The 20,545-nt window shown below is 38.4% G+C and carries 22 protein-coding genes and 4 pseudogenes; 9 read left to right on the top strand and 17 right to left on the bottom strand.

Annotated elements, in window-relative coordinates; genetic code table 11:
• The 3 genes and pseudogenes from AYJ08_RS13750 to AYJ08_RS23570 form a co-directional block, all read right to left on the bottom strand.
• A pseudogene (locus tag AYJ08_RS13750) lies at positions 1-603 on the bottom strand (glycoside hydrolase family 73 protein); the annotation flags it as partial.
• Between the two features lie 659 nt (positions 604-1,262).
• Positions 1,263-1,310, bottom strand: a complete 48-nt coding sequence (locus tag AYJ08_RS24950) for a CD1375 family protein (RefSeq protein WP_369799686.1) — start codon at positions 1,308-1,310, stop codon at positions 1,263-1,265.
• A gap of 17 nt (positions 1,311-1,327) precedes the next feature.
• Positions 1,328-1,489 (bottom strand): hypothetical protein, encoded by a 162-nt coding sequence (locus AYJ08_RS23570; RefSeq protein ID WP_157452868.1) that lies wholly within the window; start codon positions 1,487-1,489, stop codon positions 1,328-1,330.
• Positions 1,490-1,899: 410 nt separating this feature from the next.
• On the opposite strand from AYJ08_RS23570, the gene AYJ08_RS13745 reads away from it, so the two are divergent.
• The 3 genes from AYJ08_RS13745 to AYJ08_RS13735 all read left to right on the top strand — a co-directional run bounded on the left by AYJ08_RS13745 (position 1,900) and on the right by AYJ08_RS13735 (position 5,528).
• Positions 1,900-2,748, top strand: coding sequence for a hypothetical protein (locus tag AYJ08_RS13745; RefSeq protein ID WP_082890958.1), 849 nt, complete (start codon positions 1,900-1,902; stop codon positions 2,746-2,748).
• A gap of 707 nt (positions 2,749-3,455) precedes the next feature.
• A complete protein-coding gene (locus tag AYJ08_RS13740) occupies positions 3,456-4,550 on the top strand; it encodes a COG1470 family protein (protein WP_231929110.1) in 1,095 nt (364 codons plus the stop codon).
• Between the two features lie 351 nt (positions 4,551-4,901).
• Positions 4,902-5,528 carry a PepSY domain-containing protein gene (locus tag AYJ08_RS13735; protein WP_064018204.1) on the top strand — a complete coding sequence of 209 codons (627 nt, stop codon included), beginning with the start codon at positions 4,902-4,904 and terminating at the stop codon, positions 5,526-5,528.
• Positions 5,529-5,709: 181 nt separating this feature from the next.
• Here the strand turns inward: AYJ08_RS13735 and AYJ08_RS23565 are convergent, their stop codons facing one another.
• On the bottom strand, positions 5,710-5,862 hold the full coding sequence (locus AYJ08_RS23565; RefSeq protein ID WP_157452867.1) for a hypothetical protein: 153 nt from the start codon (positions 5,860-5,862) through the stop codon (positions 5,710-5,712).
• Positions 5,863-5,992: 130 nt separating this feature from the next.
• Between AYJ08_RS23565 and AYJ08_RS23035 the strand changes: the two genes are divergently transcribed.
• Positions 5,993-6,223, top strand: coding sequence for a PLDc N-terminal domain-containing protein (locus AYJ08_RS23035; RefSeq protein WP_082890959.1), 231 nt, complete (start codon positions 5,993-5,995; stop codon positions 6,221-6,223).
• Positions 6,224-6,694: 471 nt separating this feature from the next.
• Here AYJ08_RS23035 and AYJ08_RS13730 read toward each other — a convergent pair whose 3' ends face one another.
• Complete coding sequence (locus AYJ08_RS13730) at positions 6,695-6,916, bottom strand: hypothetical protein (RefSeq protein WP_157452866.1); 222 nt, start codon at positions 6,914-6,916, stop codon at positions 6,695-6,697.
• A 95-nt stretch (positions 6,917-7,011) separates the two neighbouring features.
• Here AYJ08_RS13730 and AYJ08_RS13725 point away from each other — a divergent pair, with 95 nt between their 5' ends.
• Positions 7,012-7,458, top strand: coding sequence for a GNAT family N-acetyltransferase (locus AYJ08_RS13725; RefSeq protein ID WP_064018202.1), 447 nt, complete (start codon positions 7,012-7,014; stop codon positions 7,456-7,458).
• A gap of 414 nt (positions 7,459-7,872) precedes the next feature.
• Here AYJ08_RS13725 and AYJ08_RS13720 read toward each other — a convergent pair whose 3' ends face one another.
• The 3 genes and pseudogenes from AYJ08_RS13720 to AYJ08_RS24945 form a co-directional block, all read right to left on the bottom strand.
• The gene (locus AYJ08_RS13720) at positions 7,873-8,505 is read right to left on the bottom strand and encodes a hypothetical protein (protein ID WP_064018201.1); all 633 of its coding nucleotides are present in this window, start codon (positions 8,503-8,505) and stop codon (positions 7,873-7,875) included.
• Between the two features lie 1,063 nt (positions 8,506-9,568).
• A pseudogene (locus tag AYJ08_RS24515) lies at positions 9,569-9,786 on the bottom strand (YolD-like family protein); the annotation flags it as partial.
• A gap of 89 nt (positions 9,787-9,875) precedes the next feature.
• Positions 9,876-10,214: a DUF1036 domain-containing protein gene (locus AYJ08_RS24945; protein ID WP_064018199.1), complete on the bottom strand. Its 339-nt coding sequence runs from the start codon at positions 10,212-10,214 to the stop codon at positions 9,876-9,878.
• 835 nt (positions 10,215-11,049) lie between these two features.
• Between AYJ08_RS24945 and AYJ08_RS13705 the strand changes: the two genes are divergently transcribed.
• Both AYJ08_RS13705 and AYJ08_RS13700 read left to right on the top strand, forming a co-directional pair.
• Positions 11,050-11,256, top strand: a complete 207-nt coding sequence (locus AYJ08_RS13705) for a hypothetical protein (RefSeq protein ID WP_064018198.1) — start codon at positions 11,050-11,052, stop codon at positions 11,254-11,256.
• Between the two features lie 15 nt (positions 11,257-11,271).
• Positions 11,272-11,586 carry a spore coat protein gene (locus AYJ08_RS13700; protein ID WP_064018197.1) on the top strand — a complete coding sequence of 105 codons (315 nt, stop codon included), beginning with the start codon at positions 11,272-11,274 and terminating at the stop codon, positions 11,584-11,586.
• Between the two features lie 109 nt (positions 11,587-11,695).
• Here the strand turns inward: AYJ08_RS13700 and AYJ08_RS24940 are convergent, their stop codons facing one another.
• From AYJ08_RS24940 to AYJ08_RS24510, 3 genes and pseudogenes are all read right to left on the bottom strand, one after another.
• Positions 11,696-11,911, bottom strand: coding sequence for a hypothetical protein (locus tag AYJ08_RS24940; protein ID WP_064018196.1), 216 nt, complete (start codon positions 11,909-11,911; stop codon positions 11,696-11,698).
• Between the two features lie 162 nt (positions 11,912-12,073).
• Positions 12,074-12,310: a WGxxGxxG family protein gene (locus AYJ08_RS13690; RefSeq protein ID WP_082890957.1), complete on the bottom strand. Its 237-nt coding sequence runs from the start codon at positions 12,308-12,310 to the stop codon at positions 12,074-12,076.
• A 375-nt stretch (positions 12,311-12,685) separates the two neighbouring features.
• Positions 12,686-12,811, bottom strand: a pseudogene (locus tag AYJ08_RS24510) (manganese catalase family protein); the annotation flags it as partial.
• A 177-nt stretch (positions 12,812-12,988) separates the two neighbouring features.
• On the opposite strand from AYJ08_RS24510, the gene AYJ08_RS13685 reads away from it, so the two are divergent.
• Positions 12,989-13,222, top strand: coding sequence for a spore coat protein (locus AYJ08_RS13685; protein WP_064018195.1), 234 nt, complete (start codon positions 12,989-12,991; stop codon positions 13,220-13,222).
• A gap of 347 nt (positions 13,223-13,569) precedes the next feature.
• Here AYJ08_RS13685 and AYJ08_RS13680 read toward each other — a convergent pair whose 3' ends face one another.
• From AYJ08_RS13680 to AYJ08_RS13660, 5 genes are all read right to left on the bottom strand, one after another.
• Positions 13,570-14,082: a DUF3231 family protein gene (locus tag AYJ08_RS13680; RefSeq protein WP_031413917.1), complete on the bottom strand. Its 513-nt coding sequence runs from the start codon at positions 14,080-14,082 to the stop codon at positions 13,570-13,572.
• Positions 14,083-14,296: 214 nt separating this feature from the next.
• Entirely contained in the window at positions 14,297-14,626 is a 330-nt protein-coding gene (locus AYJ08_RS24505; protein WP_064018194.1) for a hypothetical protein, read from the bottom strand.
• 177 nt (positions 14,627-14,803) lie between these two features.
• Complete coding sequence (locus tag AYJ08_RS24500; RefSeq protein WP_064018193.1) at positions 14,804-15,004, bottom strand: N-acetylmuramoyl-L-alanine amidase family protein; 201 nt, start codon at positions 15,002-15,004, stop codon at positions 14,804-14,806.
• A 317-nt stretch (positions 15,005-15,321) separates the two neighbouring features.
• On the bottom strand, positions 15,322-15,594 hold the full coding sequence (locus AYJ08_RS13665; RefSeq protein ID WP_064018192.1) for a hypothetical protein: 273 nt from the start codon (positions 15,592-15,594) through the stop codon (positions 15,322-15,324).
• 143 nt (positions 15,595-15,737) lie between these two features.
• On the bottom strand, positions 15,738-16,271 hold the full coding sequence (locus tag AYJ08_RS13660; protein ID WP_064018191.1) for a GNAT family N-acetyltransferase: 534 nt from the start codon (positions 16,269-16,271) through the stop codon (positions 15,738-15,740).
• A 2,044-nt stretch (positions 16,272-18,315) separates the two neighbouring features.
• Between AYJ08_RS13660 and AYJ08_RS24495 the strand changes: the two are divergent.
• Positions 18,316-18,798, top strand: a pseudogene (locus tag AYJ08_RS24495) (Tn3 family transposase); the annotation flags it as partial.
• Positions 18,799-19,701: 903 nt separating this feature from the next.
• On the opposite strand, the gene fabG reads toward AYJ08_RS24495, so the two are convergent.
• On the bottom strand, positions 19,702-20,481 hold the full coding sequence (gene fabG, locus AYJ08_RS13650; protein ID WP_064018189.1) for a 3-oxoacyl-ACP reductase FabG: 780 nt from the start codon (positions 20,479-20,481) through the stop codon (positions 19,702-19,704).
• Positions 20,482-20,545 lie beyond the last annotated feature (64 nt).

Genomic DNA, 20,545 nt, shown 5'->3' with positions numbered 1-20,545 from the left:
CCACTTGCAACCCTCAACTCATCTGCCAATTGCCCAATCCTAACAGCCTTATCCTTCATTCCCATCTGATTGTAAAAAGCCCATTGCCCTTGTAAATGGCTAATAATTTCGTTCGCCACCTCTGGTTTCACTGTTGTTTCCTCCTTATCATATTTAGCTAAACCATACTTTTCAATCAATCCAATTAGCTTACTTGGATAACCAGGATCAGTGGCATATCCGCCCTTGTTGATAGCATGGCAAGCAGTTTTATAATTAGCTCCAAACACACTATGATAGCGTGTAGGCTTGTCTCTTGTACCGTTTAGAAACAGCTTCGAATGATCTGCAATAGACTCTCCCCAATTGTTGTAAGCTCGGAAATTAGCTGTAACGGTAGTCCATTGACCGTTGTAATTCTCCTTTGTAGGCATAGTGCAGACGCCCGCTGGCCCTGTTCCTTTGATACCAAACAAGTTATTTCCACGTTTGGTTAGCCAAACTCTCTCCCCAAGCTGATTCAAGGATTGCTTGAGCAATTGTAAGAGATGCAGGTATCTTTGTTTTCTTCATATCCTCCACAGCACTTGGCGCAATTTTATCAATAAAGTCTTGTGGTTTCATTACTCCACATCTCCCTTCTGAAACGAATTTTTCACGCCTAAAATGAATCCCGATGGCAGCCGTTGCCTCAATAAAAGCCATCTTGCCAGCTCCCAGTAAATCTCCCCCAAACAATAAAGCGTTTATTGCATTATAGGCTACCGCCATCACAACAATAGCGAGAGGAATGTAATCATTTGGGAACCAACTCCGCGTTTTCAACCATGCTCCTGACGCCAGTACTACTGCAATTACTAAACCAATCTCTATCATCATTAGCCCTCCTTTTCTTTTAGTTCTTGAATGTCATTCTCCAGCCCGCTTAAACTGCGTTCGATTTGTTGCAATGTAGATGTTATTACGTTCCAAATGAATAATCATCCGTTCGTTATGCTTCATGAGCTTCTTTTCACGGGACTCAGCTTGTGCAACTAATCGGTTTTCACGGTCTTTTCCATCTTTTTTGGTAGAAAAAAGTAACTATACAAACAAAAGAGCAAATGGTCCTTGGGACATCACTGCCTTGTAAATCATTTCTTCCATGCTTCCCCTCTCCTCATCACCCCCTTTGGGGTAAACAAAATAGGGAGCTTATAGCTTCCATGAAAAAACGCCACTCTTAATAATGAGAGGCGTTTTATGATTCAGTTACGGGAACCCTATAAATGTCCGGTAAAGATTCAATCTCTCCGACCTACTTTAACCAATAGGCTGTACACAGGAATCATATATGCTTTAACCATTCCTACTTCGCTCCTTCGAGTGTTTTTATTTTAGCTTCCATTCTAGTTACCGTCTCTTGCAACTGAGCAATAGCTTCATAGGCTTCTATTAACTCTGGCGAGATTTTGCCCTTCTCACGCTCATGCTCCATTTCAGCTAAATCCATGGGCTTAATAAAAATCAATCGAATGCACCCCCGAATCCTCTTACAATCACAGGCTCAGTTGCAACTCCTATAATGAAAACAAACCGTACACTAACTCCCCATTTTTCTGCTGTTTTTTCCTTGTTGGTGAAGATAAAGCCACGGTTGAATTTGACATGGTTGGCTTTTTGTTTTTTCATTTTGCATTCTTTCATCGAATGGATCGGGAAACAAATTACTTTTTATTTAATAAATCTTTAAAAAAGCGTAACCTTTTTGTTTTTACTCAGACTAATGTAGGACAATTCCAATGTTAGGGGGAGAAATGTATAAAGGCGCCAAACAGCTTTAATAGGTGGACAGCAACTGTAGCAATTGTTAGTGTTTTCGCTTTAACACCGGTATGGACGATAGAAGCAAAGCCAAGAGTCGAAACGCAGAAGACGGTGGTGGATAATTATACCAATCAGGCAAATCAACTGAAGGAAAAATTGATGCCTATCTTTCCAAAAGTGAAGGATTATAAAAAGGTAGAGCTAGAAAATCGGGAAACAAGCGGTTTAGCCTATGTTTCGATGAATCAAAATGGTCAAGGGACTTCCAAATTGCGTGTGGAGTTCGATAAAGAAACGGGAAAATTGCATGGTTTTACGTTCTACGAGCCGTCTGGAAGCGATAAAGAGGGAGACTATCAGTATCAAACCTTGACAGGGACAACTAAACCGATTACAGATGATCAGGCTAAAGAGCAGGCTATCCAATTACTGAAGACCTTGTATGGAACTGAAGCAAGTAACTATCAGGTTGTCTCCGTTTGGAGAGAGTCTGATCGAAACATACAAGGTAAACTGCGCCCACCTATCGTCAATTTGAAATCCTCGTTAAAAGAAAATAAGAGCATGGCTACATATGCTTCTATTTATTTTACGGATTCAGGCGAGATTAATAGCTATGAGACTGTAATCAAACCAACTTTCTTTGACAAATGGTATGTGGCTGATATAGACAAACGCGAGAAACAGAGGGATATCCTATCAAAGCCAGCTCAAGTTACATTTGATAACCTGAAAGCTATTTATCCTAGTTTAGTAAAAGCTCCAATTATTGATGTTAATTATGATTATGAAGAGAGAGCATTTCTAGTCAATTTTAGACAGAAAATAGATCAACAGTTTGGAGATTTGGGCGTAGCTACTTTTAAAATAGATAAGAATTCGGGTAAATTAGCCTCTCTAACTTATTATCGCCCTTCCAACAAGGCCCCTACACCTGAAGTTGCTAAAGCAAAAAGCACTTGAATTTCTTCAAAAGTTGTATGGTGGACAAGCCAAAATGTATAAGTTTGAAAATATAAATAGTTCAACCTTTTCATGGGTGGGTTCGGAAAAACAAACAAGTAGCATGGGTTGTATTTTCTAGGCCAAGTAAATCAGAGGAATTGATGATTGGTGTTACTGGTAACGGAGAGATTTATTCTATTGTTCAAATGTCCACCTAAGTAAATAAGTAGGAGTATATACATGTGAAATACATGGATTTGAATGCAGTTGCAATATTTTAACAGAAACCTTAAAAGCCTTGTTTATCAAGGCTTTTTTGTATACATTAGAGTCAAAATCCACTCTTTTAATAATCTTGAGGTTATTATGCAACGAATAATTGAAGCAATAAGATTTTTGGGAAATGTAAACCCCTTCTTCTACAGGTACCTAAAAAAACGAATCATCGTCCTCGTTTGAATTAATGAATACATGAAATGCAAGTTAATTTCTTATGGAGTTTTTTTACTCCCTTTTGTTGTTCCCCTTTAAGGTTCTAGAACGCATTACTGTCCAAATTGCCGACAGGTATGACAGAGAGAAGCTAATAGAGCTCACAAACGAAAACACAGGTCTAAAGAACGTTTAACGAAACTCCGATATTAGGTAATAAGTAATAGATGACATACGTACGTTGGTAAACAGAGCAGTGATCAATGGACCTTAACGATGTAGGAGGACTCATCTTGGCAAAAAATCATGAAACAAAAAACGAGCTTGGTAAAATCATCATAGTGTTCGGAACTGTTCTAGGAATAGGTGTAGGCTCCATCTTTTGGTTGAGTCATTTTGTATTTGACTCCAAAAATGCTACCGCCGTAATAACGACGGCTCATCCTGAAGCAGCGAAGAATGCGGGTTCAGAAGGAGTGCCTAAGCTTAGCGAAGCAGAAAGCAGTGAATCTCAACCATCACCTCCTGTTGTTGATAAGGTAAACAATCCTTCTGAAACAGTCTTTGAGCCCTTCTATGCTTCTCTTCAGATGGATGAATATGTAGCTGTTTACAATCAGGATGGTACGGAAAAGGTACTTTCTTTGGATTTAACAAAAGAAGAAGTGAAAACATTGCTGGGGAACCCTAAGTCTGAGTCCTACGTGGATAATGGGACTAGAAGCTTATGTTACAGATATGGTTCTTTATCGATTTTCTTCGATGATGAAGACCAATCCATTAGCTACATGACATACGAGGGAACGAAGGAGCTATTGAATAAACAATGGTTGTCTAGTCTTACGAAAACATTAGATTCAGGCGACGTGAATTTCTATGAATCTCCTACCCGTAATACAATGGTAAAAGTGGACCATTATCCTGAAACCGACGAGGTTGTAGTTTACTTATCAAAACAACATCCACAGGATCAGAGTGTTACTGCACCATCAACAGAACAACCTCACGTTGCCCAAACACCAGCACCGACGCCACAAAATGCCAACACTTCTACAGAAGAACAAATGAACACCAATGGTGGATACTTGTTGTCCCCGGGTGAAGAAATTGTAATTGAAAATATTCAGGTGACCAATGGCAGCAGAGTCCATACCGCTAAATACAATATTTATGTCAACTATCACTTTGCCTTCAACAGTCCCAATATGGTAAAGGTTATTACCGATCCTGAAAAAAACTTGGAACTCATGCCCGGAGAAACGGCCACAGTCCAAATCAAAGTCAAAGCCAGTAAAAGTGCTCCCAAAGCAAGCTACAGATTTATCGTTTCACTGACGCAAGGTTGGTCAATGCAGCCGCTGAAGGATTTTACTGTAGCAGTAAAATAGCGGGTTAGAACCGTATAATAGAACTACATTTGATGTAATTAAGGTGATTAAAAAATTGTCTAAATTAAGTTAACCCTCTAGGGCTTCCTAGAGGGTTTTGCGCTTATTAATAATGAAAGGCCCCATCTCATCTAAAAAATAACCTAGCTTGCAACATAACTGAACGATTTCTACCGAAAGTAATTTATTACGAACAATATTTGAGTAAGATTACCAGTAGCCGATGGCCTGAATCAAATTTAATGAAAATTTTAAATTTACCCCACTTTTTATTTAAATAGTCTTCACTATCCTATGCATAAGAAAGGAGGAACTGGAAATCCAAATACATGAACGAAAAGGAGAATTGGTATGAAAAAAAACCTTAAAAAACCATCTGTACGTTTGGCATCTTTAGGATTGGTCACTGCAATCGCGCTATCTGGTGGTTTACAAGTAAGTGCAAATGAAAATCCAACTCAAAATACTGTAGCTCAAAACCAAGATTCTGCGAGTTTGTATGCAGGAGCGTACAAAAAAATCACAGCTTCCGAGGCTCTTGCGGACAAGGATGTGAAAGCAGCAATCGCTCGTGTCTATGCTCAGTTTCCAGAAACAAAATCCTATACGATTAATGCTTATGAAGATGTGGTATCAAAAAGCGAGTATGATAAGTATGTTATTAGACTTGAAAAAGATTCAGAGAACTTTTTTCACTTTGCAGTAGATGCGAAAACGGGGAAAGTCAGCTATACCATACAATCATTGACGGCTGCTGAAGTGCTTTCATACGCAAAATCCGGGATAGATAAAATCCACGCCTTGTATCCGGAAACAAAATCCTATGAGATTACAAGTGCCAATGTTATAGACAACTTTGTAAGCAATTTTAGCAGATATAACATTACGTTTCGTGAAAAAGATTCCAAACGCTCGATCACTTTTGGAATAAATGCGAAAACGGGAGAGATTATTACTCCGGAGAAAAAAGAAGCATAACCTGTAAAAAACTCTCCACTTAAAAGAAGTGCACCCCTTATAGTAGATAGGAATAATTCCTTGAAAATCCGATTCAAGGGGTGCATTTGTATTTAACAGCAACAAGCTCTCAGATCAGGAAACCGGACGCTTGTCTACATAGTGCTTATTATCGGAACCCAATTCTAACGTTAATCGTGCGTTAATCAACATCAAAATAGATTTCATATTGTTTGTCACATCCCTCACACTCGATCACGTACGTTTCACCGCATTCATCTACATCTAATTTCTGTTGCTCCTGCCGCAATAAGGGCATTTCACATTCGTATACTAGCTCGATACTACTGCTCATTCGTCATTTCTTCCTGTTTCTCAATTTAGATTAGGTTGACCATTCCTGCACCTTCCCATTTGCAAATAGTGTTGTGTTAATTAACCTAGTAAAGTATTACACAATTTACCCATTTTTTTATATAATTGAAATGTCTCGCAAATTTAATAAGCAGGTGATTTCCTTGATTAATCTGGGCGAAGTTGGACGGAGTTTTATTGCATTGCTGCCCATTTTCTTAAATATTTTCATTAGTATCTGGGCTTATCGCGATTCAAGAAGTAGAGGTAATAGTAAGGAATTTTCACTCATTGTACTAATAGCTTTATTGGCTTTTCCTATCATTGGTTTGTTAATATATTTGGTCATTCGAAGAGATTAGTTTTGGTGGGTGTAGGGGGATGACGATATCCATTACACTGTTTTAATAATCTGCTGTTCGGTCATCGCGCTTCCCACAGTATGTTATAATTTACCAAAATAAGAGAAAGCGAGAGAAAATAAATCACGATCCTGATTCATTCAAGCTTCCTAAAATTCAAAACCTAACATCCTGAGACTGTAAATACCAAACACATAGAAGTCCAAGTTAAGAAAATTGCGAATAAGTTTATTGATAGTAATCTCTCAGGGGGGCATAAGCCCTCTTTCCTATTTGTTCCGGCAAACGTCAATCCTTTTGACTAATTGTCTTCATTAAATAGGAGATATACATACATGAACATACAAAATCTTTCCGATAGTGAATTAATTGCAGCATATGGAAATGTAATCAACACTCCATTTTGCTCCCTCTGGAACTAAGTAGCTTTCTCTACACGTTCGCGAATTTCTTGCAATTCTTTCTCTGTCATCATTCTCCACCAACCTGTATCAAATCTGGATTTTCGTAAATGTTACCGATAATTTCTGCATCATTCTTCACTTGGAATAATAACCAGCTACCACAGCAAAGCTCCATTTGCTCGTTATAACCCACTTCATAATTGCCATTGATTGCTATCAAACCATTAAAAGGATGGTCGCTTATTTGAACGATATCTCCCTTCATAAATCTCCTTGCCGTTGCGGTCACAATCCTTTTCTTCCTTCACACTGTGTTAAATATCCGATGGTAGCAGTCACCTGTATGGTATAATTTCCCTAAATAAAATGAAAGGAGATATCATTGTGGAACTTACCCTAAAGGAAGTAACTTCTGAAGACTGGGAAGAATGTATTGAGTTGCAGCCCCATGAAGATCAAAAACACTTTATCGCCTCAAATCTGTATTCCTTAGCACAGTCAAAGTTTTTACCGAATTTCGAAACCCTTGCCGTGTACAAAGATCAAATAATGGTTGGATTTGTGATGTTTGGGATAGATCCCGACGATTCGCAATACTGGATTTATAGACTTATGATCGCTTCTGGTCATCAAGGAAAAGGGTACGGAATTGAAACCATGAAACAGGTTATTGACAAAATAAAAGCAAAACCAGATACAACAGATATTATGGTAGCCTATCACCCTGACAACCAAGCCGCTGCCACTCTCTATGAAAAACTAGGATTTCAAGTTCTTGGTAAAGCTCCATGGGGTGAAATTATGGCACGTCTTTCTCGAAAGCTGACTTAACAAAATGAGTATTGTGTACTCCTCAGCTAAACCGTCAGCGCTATCTGAGCTAAATTTTTGAACATGGCTTAGAGGTCTTTTTGGGTACCGTTTAGTCGTATATAAGAACATACCCCCTTTTTAAAATGAAGGGGGCTCATTTCTTTTTCAACTCCTCTATCTTCTGTATCTTTGCACAAACTGACGTTACCGTTCTGCTCTATTTATCAAACTGATAAAAGAATACCAAAGAAAAATCCTTGATTTCTCATGAGAATTTACAATGGTTCGAGCCAGCGACCCCCACCCTCTGCTATTACGTTGGTGAACGATCCATATCTGTACCAACTCCTTTCTTTAGTAAGGAAGGGTAAGAACTATTCAAAAAAACTACCAAGGTGATTGGCAGTTTTTTGTATAGTTCTTACATAAAATTTAACGTGAATACAAACCTTCTGTAGTACAAATTAAACGTAATAACTCCGTGTTGGCCTTATTTCCAGAATAAACGGGCATATTTAAATCATAATTTGACCAAATACATAACTTCATTGCTACAAATATAAATACAGAGGAAACTTGTTCTCGCAATCCCAATTCAAGTAGTACTTGAAGATCCAAAAAATCTTGTACTTCAAACAAGTTTTCATTCCTACTGCTAAGTTTGTTATGTATATCATGTGTACGATTTATTTTTTCATCTTCTGAAAATACATTAATGACTGACTCGATATCATTATATGGAAGCATAGTTTCAATATAAACCGGACTATTTGACCACAATATTTGAAACACCCGTATAAATTTTTCCTCTTCTTTTTTATAAACATCCATTAAATTTTTTTCTGTAAGACTTTTTTCATAAAAAATATTACTTTGCTCAAATTTTTCATTATCAAGAATCTGGAAAGGATGTCTATCTAGCGTATAAATATCGGTAGGGAATCTGGAAAACACTATTTCATCATTTTCTAGTAAAAAGGTAATCGCCTCTAAATCTCTATTAGGGTCTGTTGAAATATCCCACTTATCATCCCATAGTCCATTAATAATTGACTCCATATTCATCTTAACCTACTCCCTAAGTATTTTTCCTTTTTTCATCCAAAATAGCAACATGTTCATTTTTACAATTTTTTAGTTTCCAAGCACTCCCACCATGACCTCTACCACTTCTATCTTGATCGATAATCCAGCCAATCTTTCGTTCTCTATAGTAAATACATCCAGGTCAACAATTACATTACCATCAGAATCTGTATCTAATAATCTCTTAGGAGATCATAGTAGTGAATTATTACTTCCGCATACAGATAATCAAAAGCCTCGTCAAGTTTCCCTTTCATAGATTTACATGCTCTTTTAAACGCTACTACAATATCATCAAATTGATCGGAAATATCGTCCCAATACCATGCATTACTGCTCCTGATCCTGCCGCAATAATAATACCGATGATGTCACCAACAGGTAGTGGTCCATCTGCAGCTGCAGCTGAAATACTAACACCAATTCCTAAAAATGCTTACTGGGCTGGCGTAGGTAAGTCTAATTTTTTCAACTTATAGGATAATACATCTATTGGGCCGTCTTTAGAGCTTGCTTTAGCCATTCTTTTACACGTTTTTTATCAATCTTCTCCTGTGTTATTTCTCCAAAAACTTTTTCATGATAATTAAATAATTCGGAATCACCATTTTCTTTTTGTCTTATAATAAAATCTAAAAAATTCTTACTTATCCTCTGGAGTCATTTCTGTAAAAACTTTCTCTGCATCATCATCGGAACCTATTTTTTAAGGTCTTGTAGTTTGTTTGAAATTTTCTCCAAAACCTCTTACTCGATGGTAATATTTTGGTTAGTCTTAACATTTTCTACCGCGGCTATAGCTGGTGTAACCGCATTTAAACATAATACACTTGCTACAGTTACTGAAATTAGGGACTTTTTACTCATTACTACCCCCCTAAAAAATAAGTACAGTTTCTAGCATTTGAGATTATATCATTTACAATAATTTCTTGTTAATGTTTTTTTAGTTTATAATTTTATTTTTAATATTTCTGTATTCAGTATGATAATATTCCCATTTTTCTTTTATTTAAATGTACTATATGTAAGGTAAGATACGTTATTTAGGCTTCAACACTACCACATTCTCAATAGGTATCCACCAAAAATCCCATCATTCTTTAGCTTATTTTGTTTAAACGTTGAATCAAACTTATCTACCCATCCCCAAGCGGATTCTATCACGCCTCTTCCCACTTTTGCTTCTTTTCACCAGCTAATTGGAAGGGCATAGTCATATTGACATGAGTCAGATATTCTGTAACAAAACTCGACTATCTAAAACGAACCTCTAAAAAGCGAAGATTTATTGAACATGCAAGGCAAAAAACACCCTGTTAAGAGTGTTTTTTCGAGAAGGAACCCTTTTACCTAATGTAAAGTGGCCAGATGAATTCATCAGCAGTAGCTATAAAACTTTCCATCCCACGACGTTCCCCACCTGGTTCATCCCAGCATCGATCGAATGGGTGAGAAGGGAGGTCGGTGTAGGTATTTCCTGACCATGTGTACTCATAACCTCTGTCATTGGCGAAGAAGTAAAATCTTTTATTTCTAGTTGGCCCGTTATAAACCCTAATGCTCGATCTAGGTCCCATTACCTTCCATCCTTCTTTTCTCCATTTGCTACCAGTACATCTGTTATCCTCGTAGGCGATAGCTAACCACAAGGTTCTTCCAGTATCGTTCCTAAAGTAAAGTGCCATTGTGGTACTCACTCTCCTTTTTGTTTTGTGTCACAGAGTCAGGGGTTGGAGAATATACATTCTTTAAACCCGGATCAGATCTAGGTGTAGCTTGAAGGTCTGATCCTGTAGGTACTCGGTTTATGTCATAAGTAGGTGCTATATACCAGGGGTTTGTTTGATACTGCGGATAGTGGTACCTCTATCCATAAAGTAAATTCAGATTAGGTCCAGATGAAGGTACATAGTACGGACGATGCATAGACAATCACTCCTTGTTCCGATTGGAATTCATTAGTATTTTCTCGGTATTATATTTAGCTGTTTATGTTTTGGATGATTGTCTATGCGCAATTGGGGAGATCGCCTAACAAAAAGACCTGAAACCGATCCAATAAGGATCCGTCTTTTTGAATACGAAGAGCTTAATCTACCCAATGGAGAACACCTTTGCGAGAGTTATAGATTGAAACTTGTAAATCTAATTTTACTGAGGCTCCCTCTAAAATATCAAAAGCTGTGATCCCGTTAATGATCACAGCTTTTGATAATTATTAAGAATGTGGGTGCCAAACCCAATGATCGGGATGCCAATCGATAGGGGTGCAGTTCACGGAGGTCTCCCGTTGTTTTATTTTTCTTTCTACAAGAATCAATTTCAAACGACAATTCATTTCATCACCCCATAGTTGACTTCCCTATAGGTCTTGTCGAATCCTTTGACGAGAAAATAGAGGTTTTGGCGAAAAAAAGACCTCGCCATCATCTTACTGGTGGGTCTTCTGTATCTCATCTTAAAAAGTATAAATTAACTAAAATCGTACACAGTAATAACTAGAATGGGAGGTGATTACAGATGGGTAATAATGGACTTGCTATGCATGAGACATTAGAAGTACATGAACTATTAACGTTTAAAAATGTATGTTGTACCAAATCAGCTACGATGCAAGCACTTGTTTCTGATCCCGATCTTCAGTCTTTACTACAGCAAGATGTACAAGCATCAAAACAGCATATTCAAGAGTTGCAGGGACTGCTTTCACGAGCAAACCTTCAATAATAAAGGGGTGAGACTATGAATTCTTTTATCGAAAATCTTACGGGTATGGATACTATGACAGATCAAGTAGTTGCTTCTGATTTATTACTTGCTGCAAAAACAGCAGTTCGTAACTACGCAGTTGCTTTAACTGAGGTAGCTACTCCTGATGTTCGTACAATCTTGCACAAGCAATTAGATGATGCCATTGCTACTCATGAAAAAATAACAAACTACATGATGAGCAAAGGGTATTATCATGCTTATAATATAAATGAGCAGATTCAAATGGATATGAAAACAGCACAAACAACCTTGAATCTTCCAGAGTCATCTCAATCAATATTCTAAACTAAAGTGTGTGAGCTCTCTCGAAATCCTTTTCCTTTTGGGAAAGGATTTTTATTTGTTGATCCAAATTGACCAACAATCTTAAAATTTTAGTATCCCCATCCTGTTATTACTCCACTCTCACTACATTCTCAACAGGTATCCACCAGAAATCCTTCATCATTTTTAAGCTTAATCCGTTTATAAGCAGAATCAAAATCAACAACCCAGCCCCAGAAAGTTTCTGTGACTCCATGTTTCCCACTGTAGGAGGATAGCTCATCTCATCTGAAATTGTTTGGATTGCTGTAAATACTTGAAGTTTTATAGGACTTATTTTTCTCATATGTAACCCCTAAATATAGACCGTTCGTTCTAGTTATATACGAACAACATACGAACGGTCTATATTTTTTATTAACCCGTATATTTGCATCTTTGGCTAGATGGTCAGGGGCAAAATAGAAAACCCGTCTTATTTTGAGAATAGACGGGTTGTTCTTATATGTTACTTTTGGGGATTTCGATCTCTATTTCTACCCCTTAAGCCAGCAAGACCAGCTAGTCCCAGCAATCCTATCCATCCCCAGTCTATATCATTGTCTGTTGCTGTTGTTCTGTAGTTATTAGGTACCCCATTTCCTGTTCCTCCTGTATTCCCTGTGCCACCAGTCTCAGCGTATGCGGTTAAACCCATTGTTAAAGTTAGTACCATGGCCATAATACTTGCACTTATCTTTTTCAAATTAAAACCTCCCAAATTTTATACTTACTTACTATCAGTTATCTTTGCCTTCTGCAAATAATTTATGCGAATCAATGTTTATAATAAATCTCATACATAAGGATTAAGAACTCTCAACTTCGACTTGAAATAATTCATATCGGATTTTAGAGTATTAGTACCTATCATACCTGTGACTGGAATATGATAATTCCACTCTTATGTTTGTTTATATAAAAACAATAACCCTCCCTCTATTAAGAGGGGGAAAAAGTAAAGCTACGGTATAATTACCATGCACTAACTTCGATAATTCTATTCTTGCCTAATTTATTTTTTCCTTAAATATTAGAGACTTAGCTGCTTTTTTAAGCATTACATATTCTGTAGTAATGATTAGGAATTCATGTCCTTTAACCCTTGGCTGTGTTCATTTGGCATTTCTGGTAGTTCTGGTATTGAGAACCCTTTAGGTGGATCAGTTACTTGTAATTGTCCTTGGCTACGGCTAGGAGAAGCACCACGGATTAAATCTCTGTACTTTTTATCTTTCCCTCTGAAATTTGCACTTTGAAATTGGTATCAGATCCAGATCTTCAAGCGTTTTTACAACAAGATGTACAAGTATCAAAAAAACATATTCAAGAATTACAAGGTCTTCTTTCACGAGCAAACCTTCAATAAAAAAGGGGTGAAAATATGAATTCTTTCATCGAAAGTCTTACTGGTATGAATACCATGACTGACCAAGTTATTGCTTCTGATTTATTACTTACCGCAAAAACAGCAGTTCGTAATTATGCACTTGCCTTGACAGAAGTGGCTACACCCGAGGTTTGTACAATTTTGCACAAACAATTGGATGATGCAATCGCTGCCGATGAGAAAATAATATTTGAGGATATCAGACGGTTATTAAAGGAGATTGATTAAATTGACTAGGTAAATTCGACCTTACGTTTAGGAGAATTAATGATAACAGTAGCTATTTTAGGTGTAGCTGAATTTTTCTTCGCTTTTTAGGGATATATGATAACCCTGATAACATAGAAACAAGAAATTAGCAACATCTATTGTTAAAGGGCCGGTTATCCTCTGGGCCAGTCTCCCACATCTACACTAATAACTTTTTATATGAAAAAAGCCCTCCAACGGGTAACCGAAGGAGGATTTCGGATATAAATAACTAGAAGGGCAATTGCCTATCTAAATTTCAGTTTTCAAGAAAGAAAAGGGGAGCAAATTAGAAGTTCTACTCGCCTTGTATAACTATAGATTTTCTAGCAATCCTCGGCTTTATTATGGTGTAATGGTGGTGGGATTAACCAGCCTTTTTCTTTATTTAGTCTTAGAACTTTTGCTCCTAGTGCTGCCTTTTGAATATGGAATTGTCCGAACATCATACCGATGTCTTCTCGAATTGATTGTCCCATAATCGAACTGCACGATACTAATCCAGCTGCAATATTCATTGAAAGAGCAGCTGCTATTTCTGGGTCCTGAAAACGTGCTCCAGTGGGAATGTCCTCTAAACAAGCTTTAGGCCGTTCAGGAGGTGTCGGTGGTAAGCCAATTCCATTTTCTTTTAATAAAGCTTCAATCTGTTTAATTTCTTGTTGCCCACCCTGAATAGCTTCCTCAAGTAATTTTTGAAGGTCTTCATCACCTGCATGGTTTAGGTGAGCTTGATAACCTGAAATTAATCCTTTTACTGTTAATAAAAACGACCAAGTTCCAAAAACTTCACCATAATGCATCGGTTCATCTGTTGGATTTCCACTTAAAATTCCCATTGCAATCCTCCTCATTAAATTCACAATTAGTGCCACCTTTCTCCAAAGCACATACATTTATGTTCTGCAATTCGTTGCTGTTAAATTCATTTTTTTCTTGAGATATTTAAAAGGGGCCGTTCAAAGTTGTTTTGTAGTCAACTGGGTGCAAGAGAAAAATAAGCTGGAGCTATTACGACAGCTTTTTTCTTATCCAAGTTAACTGAACCTTATTTTACATCAACGATTTAAGAGCCTTTAATAGTGCGTCAACCTGATCCTGATTAAATATTCCATAACCGATAGCAATGGCAAACAATCCTGATGCAATCGTAATGACAGCAGCTAACAACTCGTCCTTATCTTTTTTTGCCCAGTGGTCCACAGGTTTCTCTTCCTTCAAAGGCTCCTTGTACGGATGCCCAATGTACTCACAAAACGCTTTCACAACATCCTCAGAGTATACTTTCCAGTTCTCTTTTAACCGTTTGGCCTCGTCCGTATTGTCAATGAATCCATACTCCATGATTACAGTGTCCACTGCTCCCGTGTCACGAGTCCGCATTTCCATTTCCTTTTCGAGTGTAGGCTTTGCGGAACTTTTGCCCTTATGCTGCTACTGCTTGGGCGAGGGAATTGGCTAGTTTGTCATTACTATAAATGGAGTAAATAGCTTCAACACCAACCCCACCACCTGCGTTTATGTGGTTAGAATTACAGTATTTTGCCTTGCTGTTTTTGACTATATATGTGTCCTATTGGCTGGGCTTAAATCTTTGTCAGTGGAGCGTGTGAGGGCTACAGACACACCTAATTCTTTGAAGCGTTCAAACTGGTATAAACTGATCTGTAGTGTTAAGTCTTTTTCTTTCAAGCCGTTACCTACTGCCCCGGGATCTGTTCCACCGTGACCTGGATCAATGATTAAAATATCTGTTGCCACCTGATCAAACCCTTGGTCATATTTGTAAAGTTGGTATTCTTCGATTCGTTTGATAAGTTTCGCAGCGTATTGTGAATCCGTGCATAACCTGCTTTCTCAATCTCGTGGCAGGCAGTACGCCAATCGGCGTAATAATCTTGGCGTAACGTGGCCGTAACAATAACTCCGAATGATCACGAACGAATCTGTCCAGTCATGATATTTTCGAAAAGGAGATTTCCTTGTTATTTTCTTTCCCTGCTCTTCTTCTGGAGAATCCCTTTCGTAACTAGCTGCAGGTCCGACGCCTTTAATGCCAAACCACCCAGACCTATTAATTATTGTTTTAAATTAGAAATACCTTGGGACGCTTTATCATCAAGTTCAACCTTCGGATTTACTTTTACACTTTCTAATCGTTTTATTTCAGATCGTAACGAGTGCACCTGTCTTTCCATTCGTTGAGTTTCGTGTTGAAATTTCTGAAGCATTCCACCAAATGAACGATTGGTTTTATCCGTTTTACGACACATTCGAACTAATTCGGGGCTAATCTTATCCTTGCTCTTAAATAAGGCCACTACCTTGACCAGTCTACTCACCCCTTCCAAATAAAATAGCACCCGATTAATTAAGATAATAATGAAAAGGTTAGCTAGTCCATTATGAAAAAGAGGCTGTCCATAGAAAATGTTATAAAAACGATTTTCGGGACAACCTCTTTTTTATTACTATCTAATTATTTATCTAGCTTTTACTCCAAAAAAGCTTTTGAGTAATGAACGACACCTTGCACATTTTCAAGGGAATTATCTGTTATTTCTAGAGCCATAAATACTTCATCAGGCACCTCAAATGGAGCTTGTATATTCCATAAGCTAGCTGGTTTAAAGCCAAACTTCGGGTAATAGTCTTTATGTCCTAAAACAATTACTGAATGATAACCAAGTTCTTTTGCGCTTTTTAACGCAGCATGAATTAATTTACTCCCAATTCCTTTTTTCTGATACTCAGGTGCAACAGAAACTGGAGCAAGTGCCAAAGAATCGACAGCGTTATCACCACCTACGATTTTTATTTTAGATAAAAGTATATGACCTATAATGTCTTTGGCTTGATTTAATGCAACTAATGAAAGTTCAGGAATAAATGCATCTGATTTTCTAATCCTATTTACAAGTAAATGTTCTTTCTTGTCGCTATATTCTTCATTTAAAAAGGCTCTTTTAATAATGTCTTCCGTCGTATTATATTCTTCAGTGAGTTCTGGTCTAATTAAGATTTCCATTTATAGTCTCCTGTTCTTTTAGTTAATTACGATAATCTTTTAGTTAATTACGATAATCTTTTCCTTATCCTATAAATGGTACTTCCTTAATGCACGAAGTCATTAAGAAAGTTTACTCACCGAGCTTATACATAAGTTTAACAAACAAAAACCTCAAAATTTTGTATGCACTCAATTCTATAGTGTTATGTTGTCGGGGTCAAACTCCATTAAGCTAATGGGTGCTAATTAAAAAGAGATGAAGGAGAGCTACCTACTTGTCTATAAGCCTCGGGAGTAATCAATGGAGCAATTGATTCATATTACTCATAAAATTCATTAAATTTGTCATCTGGTAACTGCTGGCATGAAGGTGTTTCTTCCACGTTACTAATCGGTATCCATTGTGCTCGCACAGTGCTTTCCTTACTCAATCTATCCGCCAATTAATAAAAAAGCCGTTAGATTATTGATACCATAGTCTCCACCAGCAAAAATACGATCAAATGTATCAGGAAGTGTTTTTATGACATGGAGTTTTCGTCAAACATGTCATAAACAAGTCCTTCTGCCATCATCCATTGTTTTCCCACAATATATCCAGAGGAGACTTAGTTTCAATCTCTTCTATAATCTCAGCTACATCATCAGGGAAGTATTTACGAAAAAAGCTGTGGCTTGTCTCGGTTTGGACTTCTTGCTTTTGCCATTACATGATCACCACCACCTATTGAGTTTGTTTTGGAAAAGAAAAAAGCCACCCGATTTATCGAGTAGCTAGTCTCCCTAATCTTTCTGTTCCATCTTCAATTCTATCAAATGTTTACAATTAGGACACTTGGTTGTAGCTATAAACTCTTTTTTCCTGTTTTGTATCATCACTACTAAAGTAATGATCGCAGGTAATGATAAAAAACCGATAAAAAACGTTATCTGATTAAATAAAATTGTATCCTGTATGTATTTGCTATCCGATAACATAAAAAACCTATAATAAAAATCATCAGTACCACTGTAAGAATTGAAAAAATCCCGATAATCTTCAATACCTTAACTATCCATCTCCCTAACCTACTTTTCTTCATGTAACAGCCTCTTCGTCCTCTATATTGATGAAGGAGAATATACATGTCCAGAATTTATTTCTATTTGCCCACTGTTTTTCTGAAAAACCTAAAAGACATTGATACTGAATCCTTTGAGGAGGAGGCTAAACTCCTTGCCGGATATCCGAGCCTTTTCTTCAACAGCTGTTTCCATAGCAATACGTCGTCATCCATTGCATAGCTCGAATCCCACGCCGGTGACCTTCCTGAACGCTGTTTTTTACGTCCATTTTCGATACATGAGAACTCTCTCGCCCAGTCAAAGGGAAATGCTGTTAATAAACTATCATAGATCTTAATACGGAGGTGATATCACTTGAAAAAGAAAAAATCTAAGTCTAAGCGATTCAAGAAAGTAAATGGTCAATTGGTTGAATTTCGTCAACCTCCTAGTAACTATGACGAATGTATGACTGAATGTGTACGTGTAAGTCCGCCTCATGAAGATTGTGAAACGATATGTCTCCCGTATTTACAACCAAGAGTACGATTGGATGAAGTATGTTACCTACGTTGCCGTCAGTTCGGAGGATCTCACGGGTATTGTGATCACATTTGTTTGGTGCCCTATTACTGAGCATTAAGTTAGGCTCAAGTTTATCGAGTTTCGCTCTTAGATAATTAACATCCCTCTTGACGTTGCGTTAAACATGACATTTACTGCTCGGTTATGTTTTCCGGAAAAAATAACTAAGCTAGTAGTGGATCGGTGAGGTGGGAAAGGTTCCCCACGCGCCCTCTGGGTTAAAAGAGATGCGCCGCCCTGCCATTGATCCACTGAAAAAGGGGCCCTCGTTTTGAGGGTCTTTTTGCCTTTTCTATGGCTGTTGTTGAATCTTGTAAGGACCGTTTTTCAAGTCGTAAAAGCTGGAAAGGTACAGGTATCCAGTAGGATCGAGCTTAATCGCCAGCAACAGATCCGGCGTAACGTATTTGATTTAACTCTACGCTGTCCGGCTCTAAAGGTTATTGAACGGTTAGATTATATACGGAACTTACAACTAAATATCGAAACGAAAGAGATCCATCCCAACCGGTTAAGACATCTCTCGCGCCTTGGTGCTCGATACGAGCCTCAATCCTTTCGACGCTTCCATGAAGCAAAACGATATACGGTATTGGTGGCGTATCTTTTGGATCTTAGTCAAGATTTAGTTAACCAGGCATTTGAGATCCACGATAAGCAAATCTTAACCTTCCAATCAAAAGGATGGAAACAACAAGAGGAACTCTAGAAACAGAACAGTAAAGCTGTACATGAAAAAGTTGTCCATTATGCTGACTTGGGAGTTGCACTTATCAAAGCTCGGGATGAGGATATTGATCCTTTTGTAATGCTAAAAACGGTTATGCCGTGGGAAAAGATTGTTGAATCTGTATAAGAAGCCAAGAAACTATCGCGGCCACTTGATTCTGATTATTTGGATCTTTTAGAAAGCCGATTAATTCAATTTCTTTGTCACTTAAAGAAACTATTTTCAATTCAGCACCTCCCATCGTTTTACCCTTCTACTTATAAGTGGCTTTTGCATGACAAAAAAGCCACTCATCAAGAGTGACTTCTTTTTTATAAAAAATTTTTTAAAAAAAAGTTCAGCTACACGTTTTTTTAATGGCTTTCTTAAATATTCAACATATCCAAATCCGTAAAACCAGCAACAAATTGATCAGTTGGAGCGATAGTTAGTGTGTAAAACCCCTCAAAGTGAATAACCAAACTGCCAACGGTATATAAGGGTAGTAAAAAGCAAAGAAAAGGAAGATGTTTGATTATGATGTTATTAACCGTAATCGCAGCAGTACTTAGCATCTTTGCAGCAATACTTGGCATTATTAATAACTTATTTGGTATTTGGTACAGGCTATCAAAGTTATATTAGGAAAAACCGCCAACTAAGCCAGATGATGATGACCTAACAGCAATTGCAATTCCAAAGCAGAAGAAGAGGTAACTCAAAAGCGAGCAGCTTAAAAAGAATAGCCACCCACTATGTGATCTTGCCCCTGTCAAGTAGACAACTTTAAACAAGTCCCATCTAGGCTATCTGAGTTCGGCATTCTATCGGATTTTCCCCAACTAATTTTCAAGGCTTTGCAAGGCATCTCCGGTAATATAGGATACTTATTGGCCAACCTCCCAGGGCCCCTACTTCCACCTTCACCTTCACAAAAAAGTGGACATAACCGTTCTTCTAAAACGGATGTCCACTTATACATAGGTTATGATGATTACATTGAGCTCGGCCAGCAGAGGTTCATGATGAAATGTTTCGCTCTTCAAAAGACAAAGACATGCGCCTGCCTTCTCTCTCGGGGTATCGATATGGTGTCCTATCGTAATCGAATCAGGTTTGCCCCATCGCTTCCAGACTCTCTGGAATAATCTGACCACCATCAACGATGATGGTTTGGCCCGTAATATAACCTGCCTCCTTCGAAGCCAAAAAAAGAGCGGCGTAAGCGATATCTTCGACGCTTCCGAGCCGCTTGAGCGGGATGGACGCCGTCATCGCCTGCAGATAATGATCTCCAAGGCCATCCAAGCCTTCCGTCATTATGTTGCCGGGCATGACGGCGTTAATGGTAATACAGTAACGCGCGAGCTCGAGCGCCGCACTGCGCATGAATCCAAGCTGAGCGGCTTTGCTTGCGCCGTAGTGCGACCATCCGGCATAGCCGGTGGCCGGCCCCGTAATCGAAGAGGTAACAATGATCCGGCCGTATTCCGCCTTCTTCAGAAAGGGCAGGCAGGCTTGAAGGGAAAACAGAGTCCCGCGAGCATTCGTGTTCATCACCTGATCCCAATGCTCGCCGGTCATCTCCTCGATCGGCGCATTCGGAAAAATACCGGCATTGGCGCACAGCACGTCGATCCCCCCGAAAGTACCGGCCGTCTCGCTCGCAACGCACTTCATCGACTCCAAATCGGCGACATTGCCCTGGAAGGCATGAGCAATGCCTCCGTTCTTCCGGATTTCCTCCGCGGTTTCCTCTGCTTTCGTCAAGCTGCGTGCGACGACCGCGACTTTCGCCCCCTGTGCGGCGAAGGTTCTCGCAATTCCTTTGCCGATTCCTTTGCTGGCTCCGGTCACTACGACCGTCTTATCCTTCAGTGGCGTCAGCATGTAGCAGCACTCCTATCCTCTGTTATATAAGTTACATTTTCCCATTTCTTGGATTCCTTATCAT

The organism is Brevibacillus sp. SKDU10, assembly GCF_001645205.1.
In the GTDB taxonomy this organism is placed as follows: Bacteria; Bacillota; Bacilli; order Brevibacillales; family Brevibacillaceae; genus Brevibacillus_B; species Brevibacillus_B halotolerans.
Note: the sequence above shows the minus strand (reverse complement) of the source record. Positions and strands in the feature narration are given on the sequence as shown.

Bases quoted from the DNA above. Each gene is read 5' to 3' on its own strand.
- AYJ08_RS23035 (WP_082890959.1), top strand. From the start codon at position 5,993: ATGTCTCGCAAATTTAATAAGCAGGTGATTTCCTTGATTAATCTGGGC.
- AYJ08_RS23565 (WP_157452867.1), bottom strand. From the start codon at position 5,862: ATGAGCAGTAGTATCGAGCTAGTATACGAATGTGAAATGCCCTTATTG.
- fabG (WP_064018189.1), bottom strand. From the start codon at position 20,481: ATGCTGACGCCACTGAAGGATAAGACGGTCGTAGTGACCGGAGCCAGC.
- AYJ08_RS24940 (WP_064018196.1), bottom strand. From the start codon at position 11,911: ATGAGAAAAATAAGTCCTATAAAACTTCAAGTATTTACAGCAATCCAA.
- AYJ08_RS13700 (WP_064018197.1), top strand. From the start codon at position 11,272: ATGAATTCTTTTATCGAAAATCTTACGGGTATGGATACTATGACAGAT.
- AYJ08_RS24505 (WP_064018194.1), bottom strand. From the start codon at position 14,626: ATGCGGACTCGTGACACGGGAGCAGTGGACACTGTAATCATGGAGTAT.
- AYJ08_RS13735 (WP_064018204.1), top strand. From the start codon at position 4,902: ATGAAAAAAAACCTTAAAAAACCATCTGTACGTTTGGCATCTTTAGGA.
- AYJ08_RS13680 (WP_031413917.1), bottom strand. From the start codon at position 14,082: ATGGGAATTTTAAGTGGAAATCCAACAGATGAACCGATGCATTATGGT.
- AYJ08_RS13660 (WP_064018191.1), bottom strand. From the start codon at position 16,271: ATGGAAATCTTAATTAGACCAGAACTCACTGAAGAATATAATACGACG.
- AYJ08_RS13685 (WP_064018195.1), top strand. From the start codon at position 12,989: ATGAATTCTTTCATCGAAAGTCTTACTGGTATGAATACCATGACTGAC.
- AYJ08_RS24945 (WP_064018199.1), bottom strand. From the start codon at position 10,214: ATGGCACTTTACTTTAGGAACGATACTGGAAGAACCTTGTGGTTAGCT.
- AYJ08_RS13705 (WP_064018198.1), top strand. From the start codon at position 11,050: ATGGGTAATAATGGACTTGCTATGCATGAGACATTAGAAGTACATGAA.
- AYJ08_RS13720 (WP_064018201.1), bottom strand. From the start codon at position 8,505: ATGAATATGGAGTCAATTATTAATGGACTATGGGATGATAAGTGGGAT.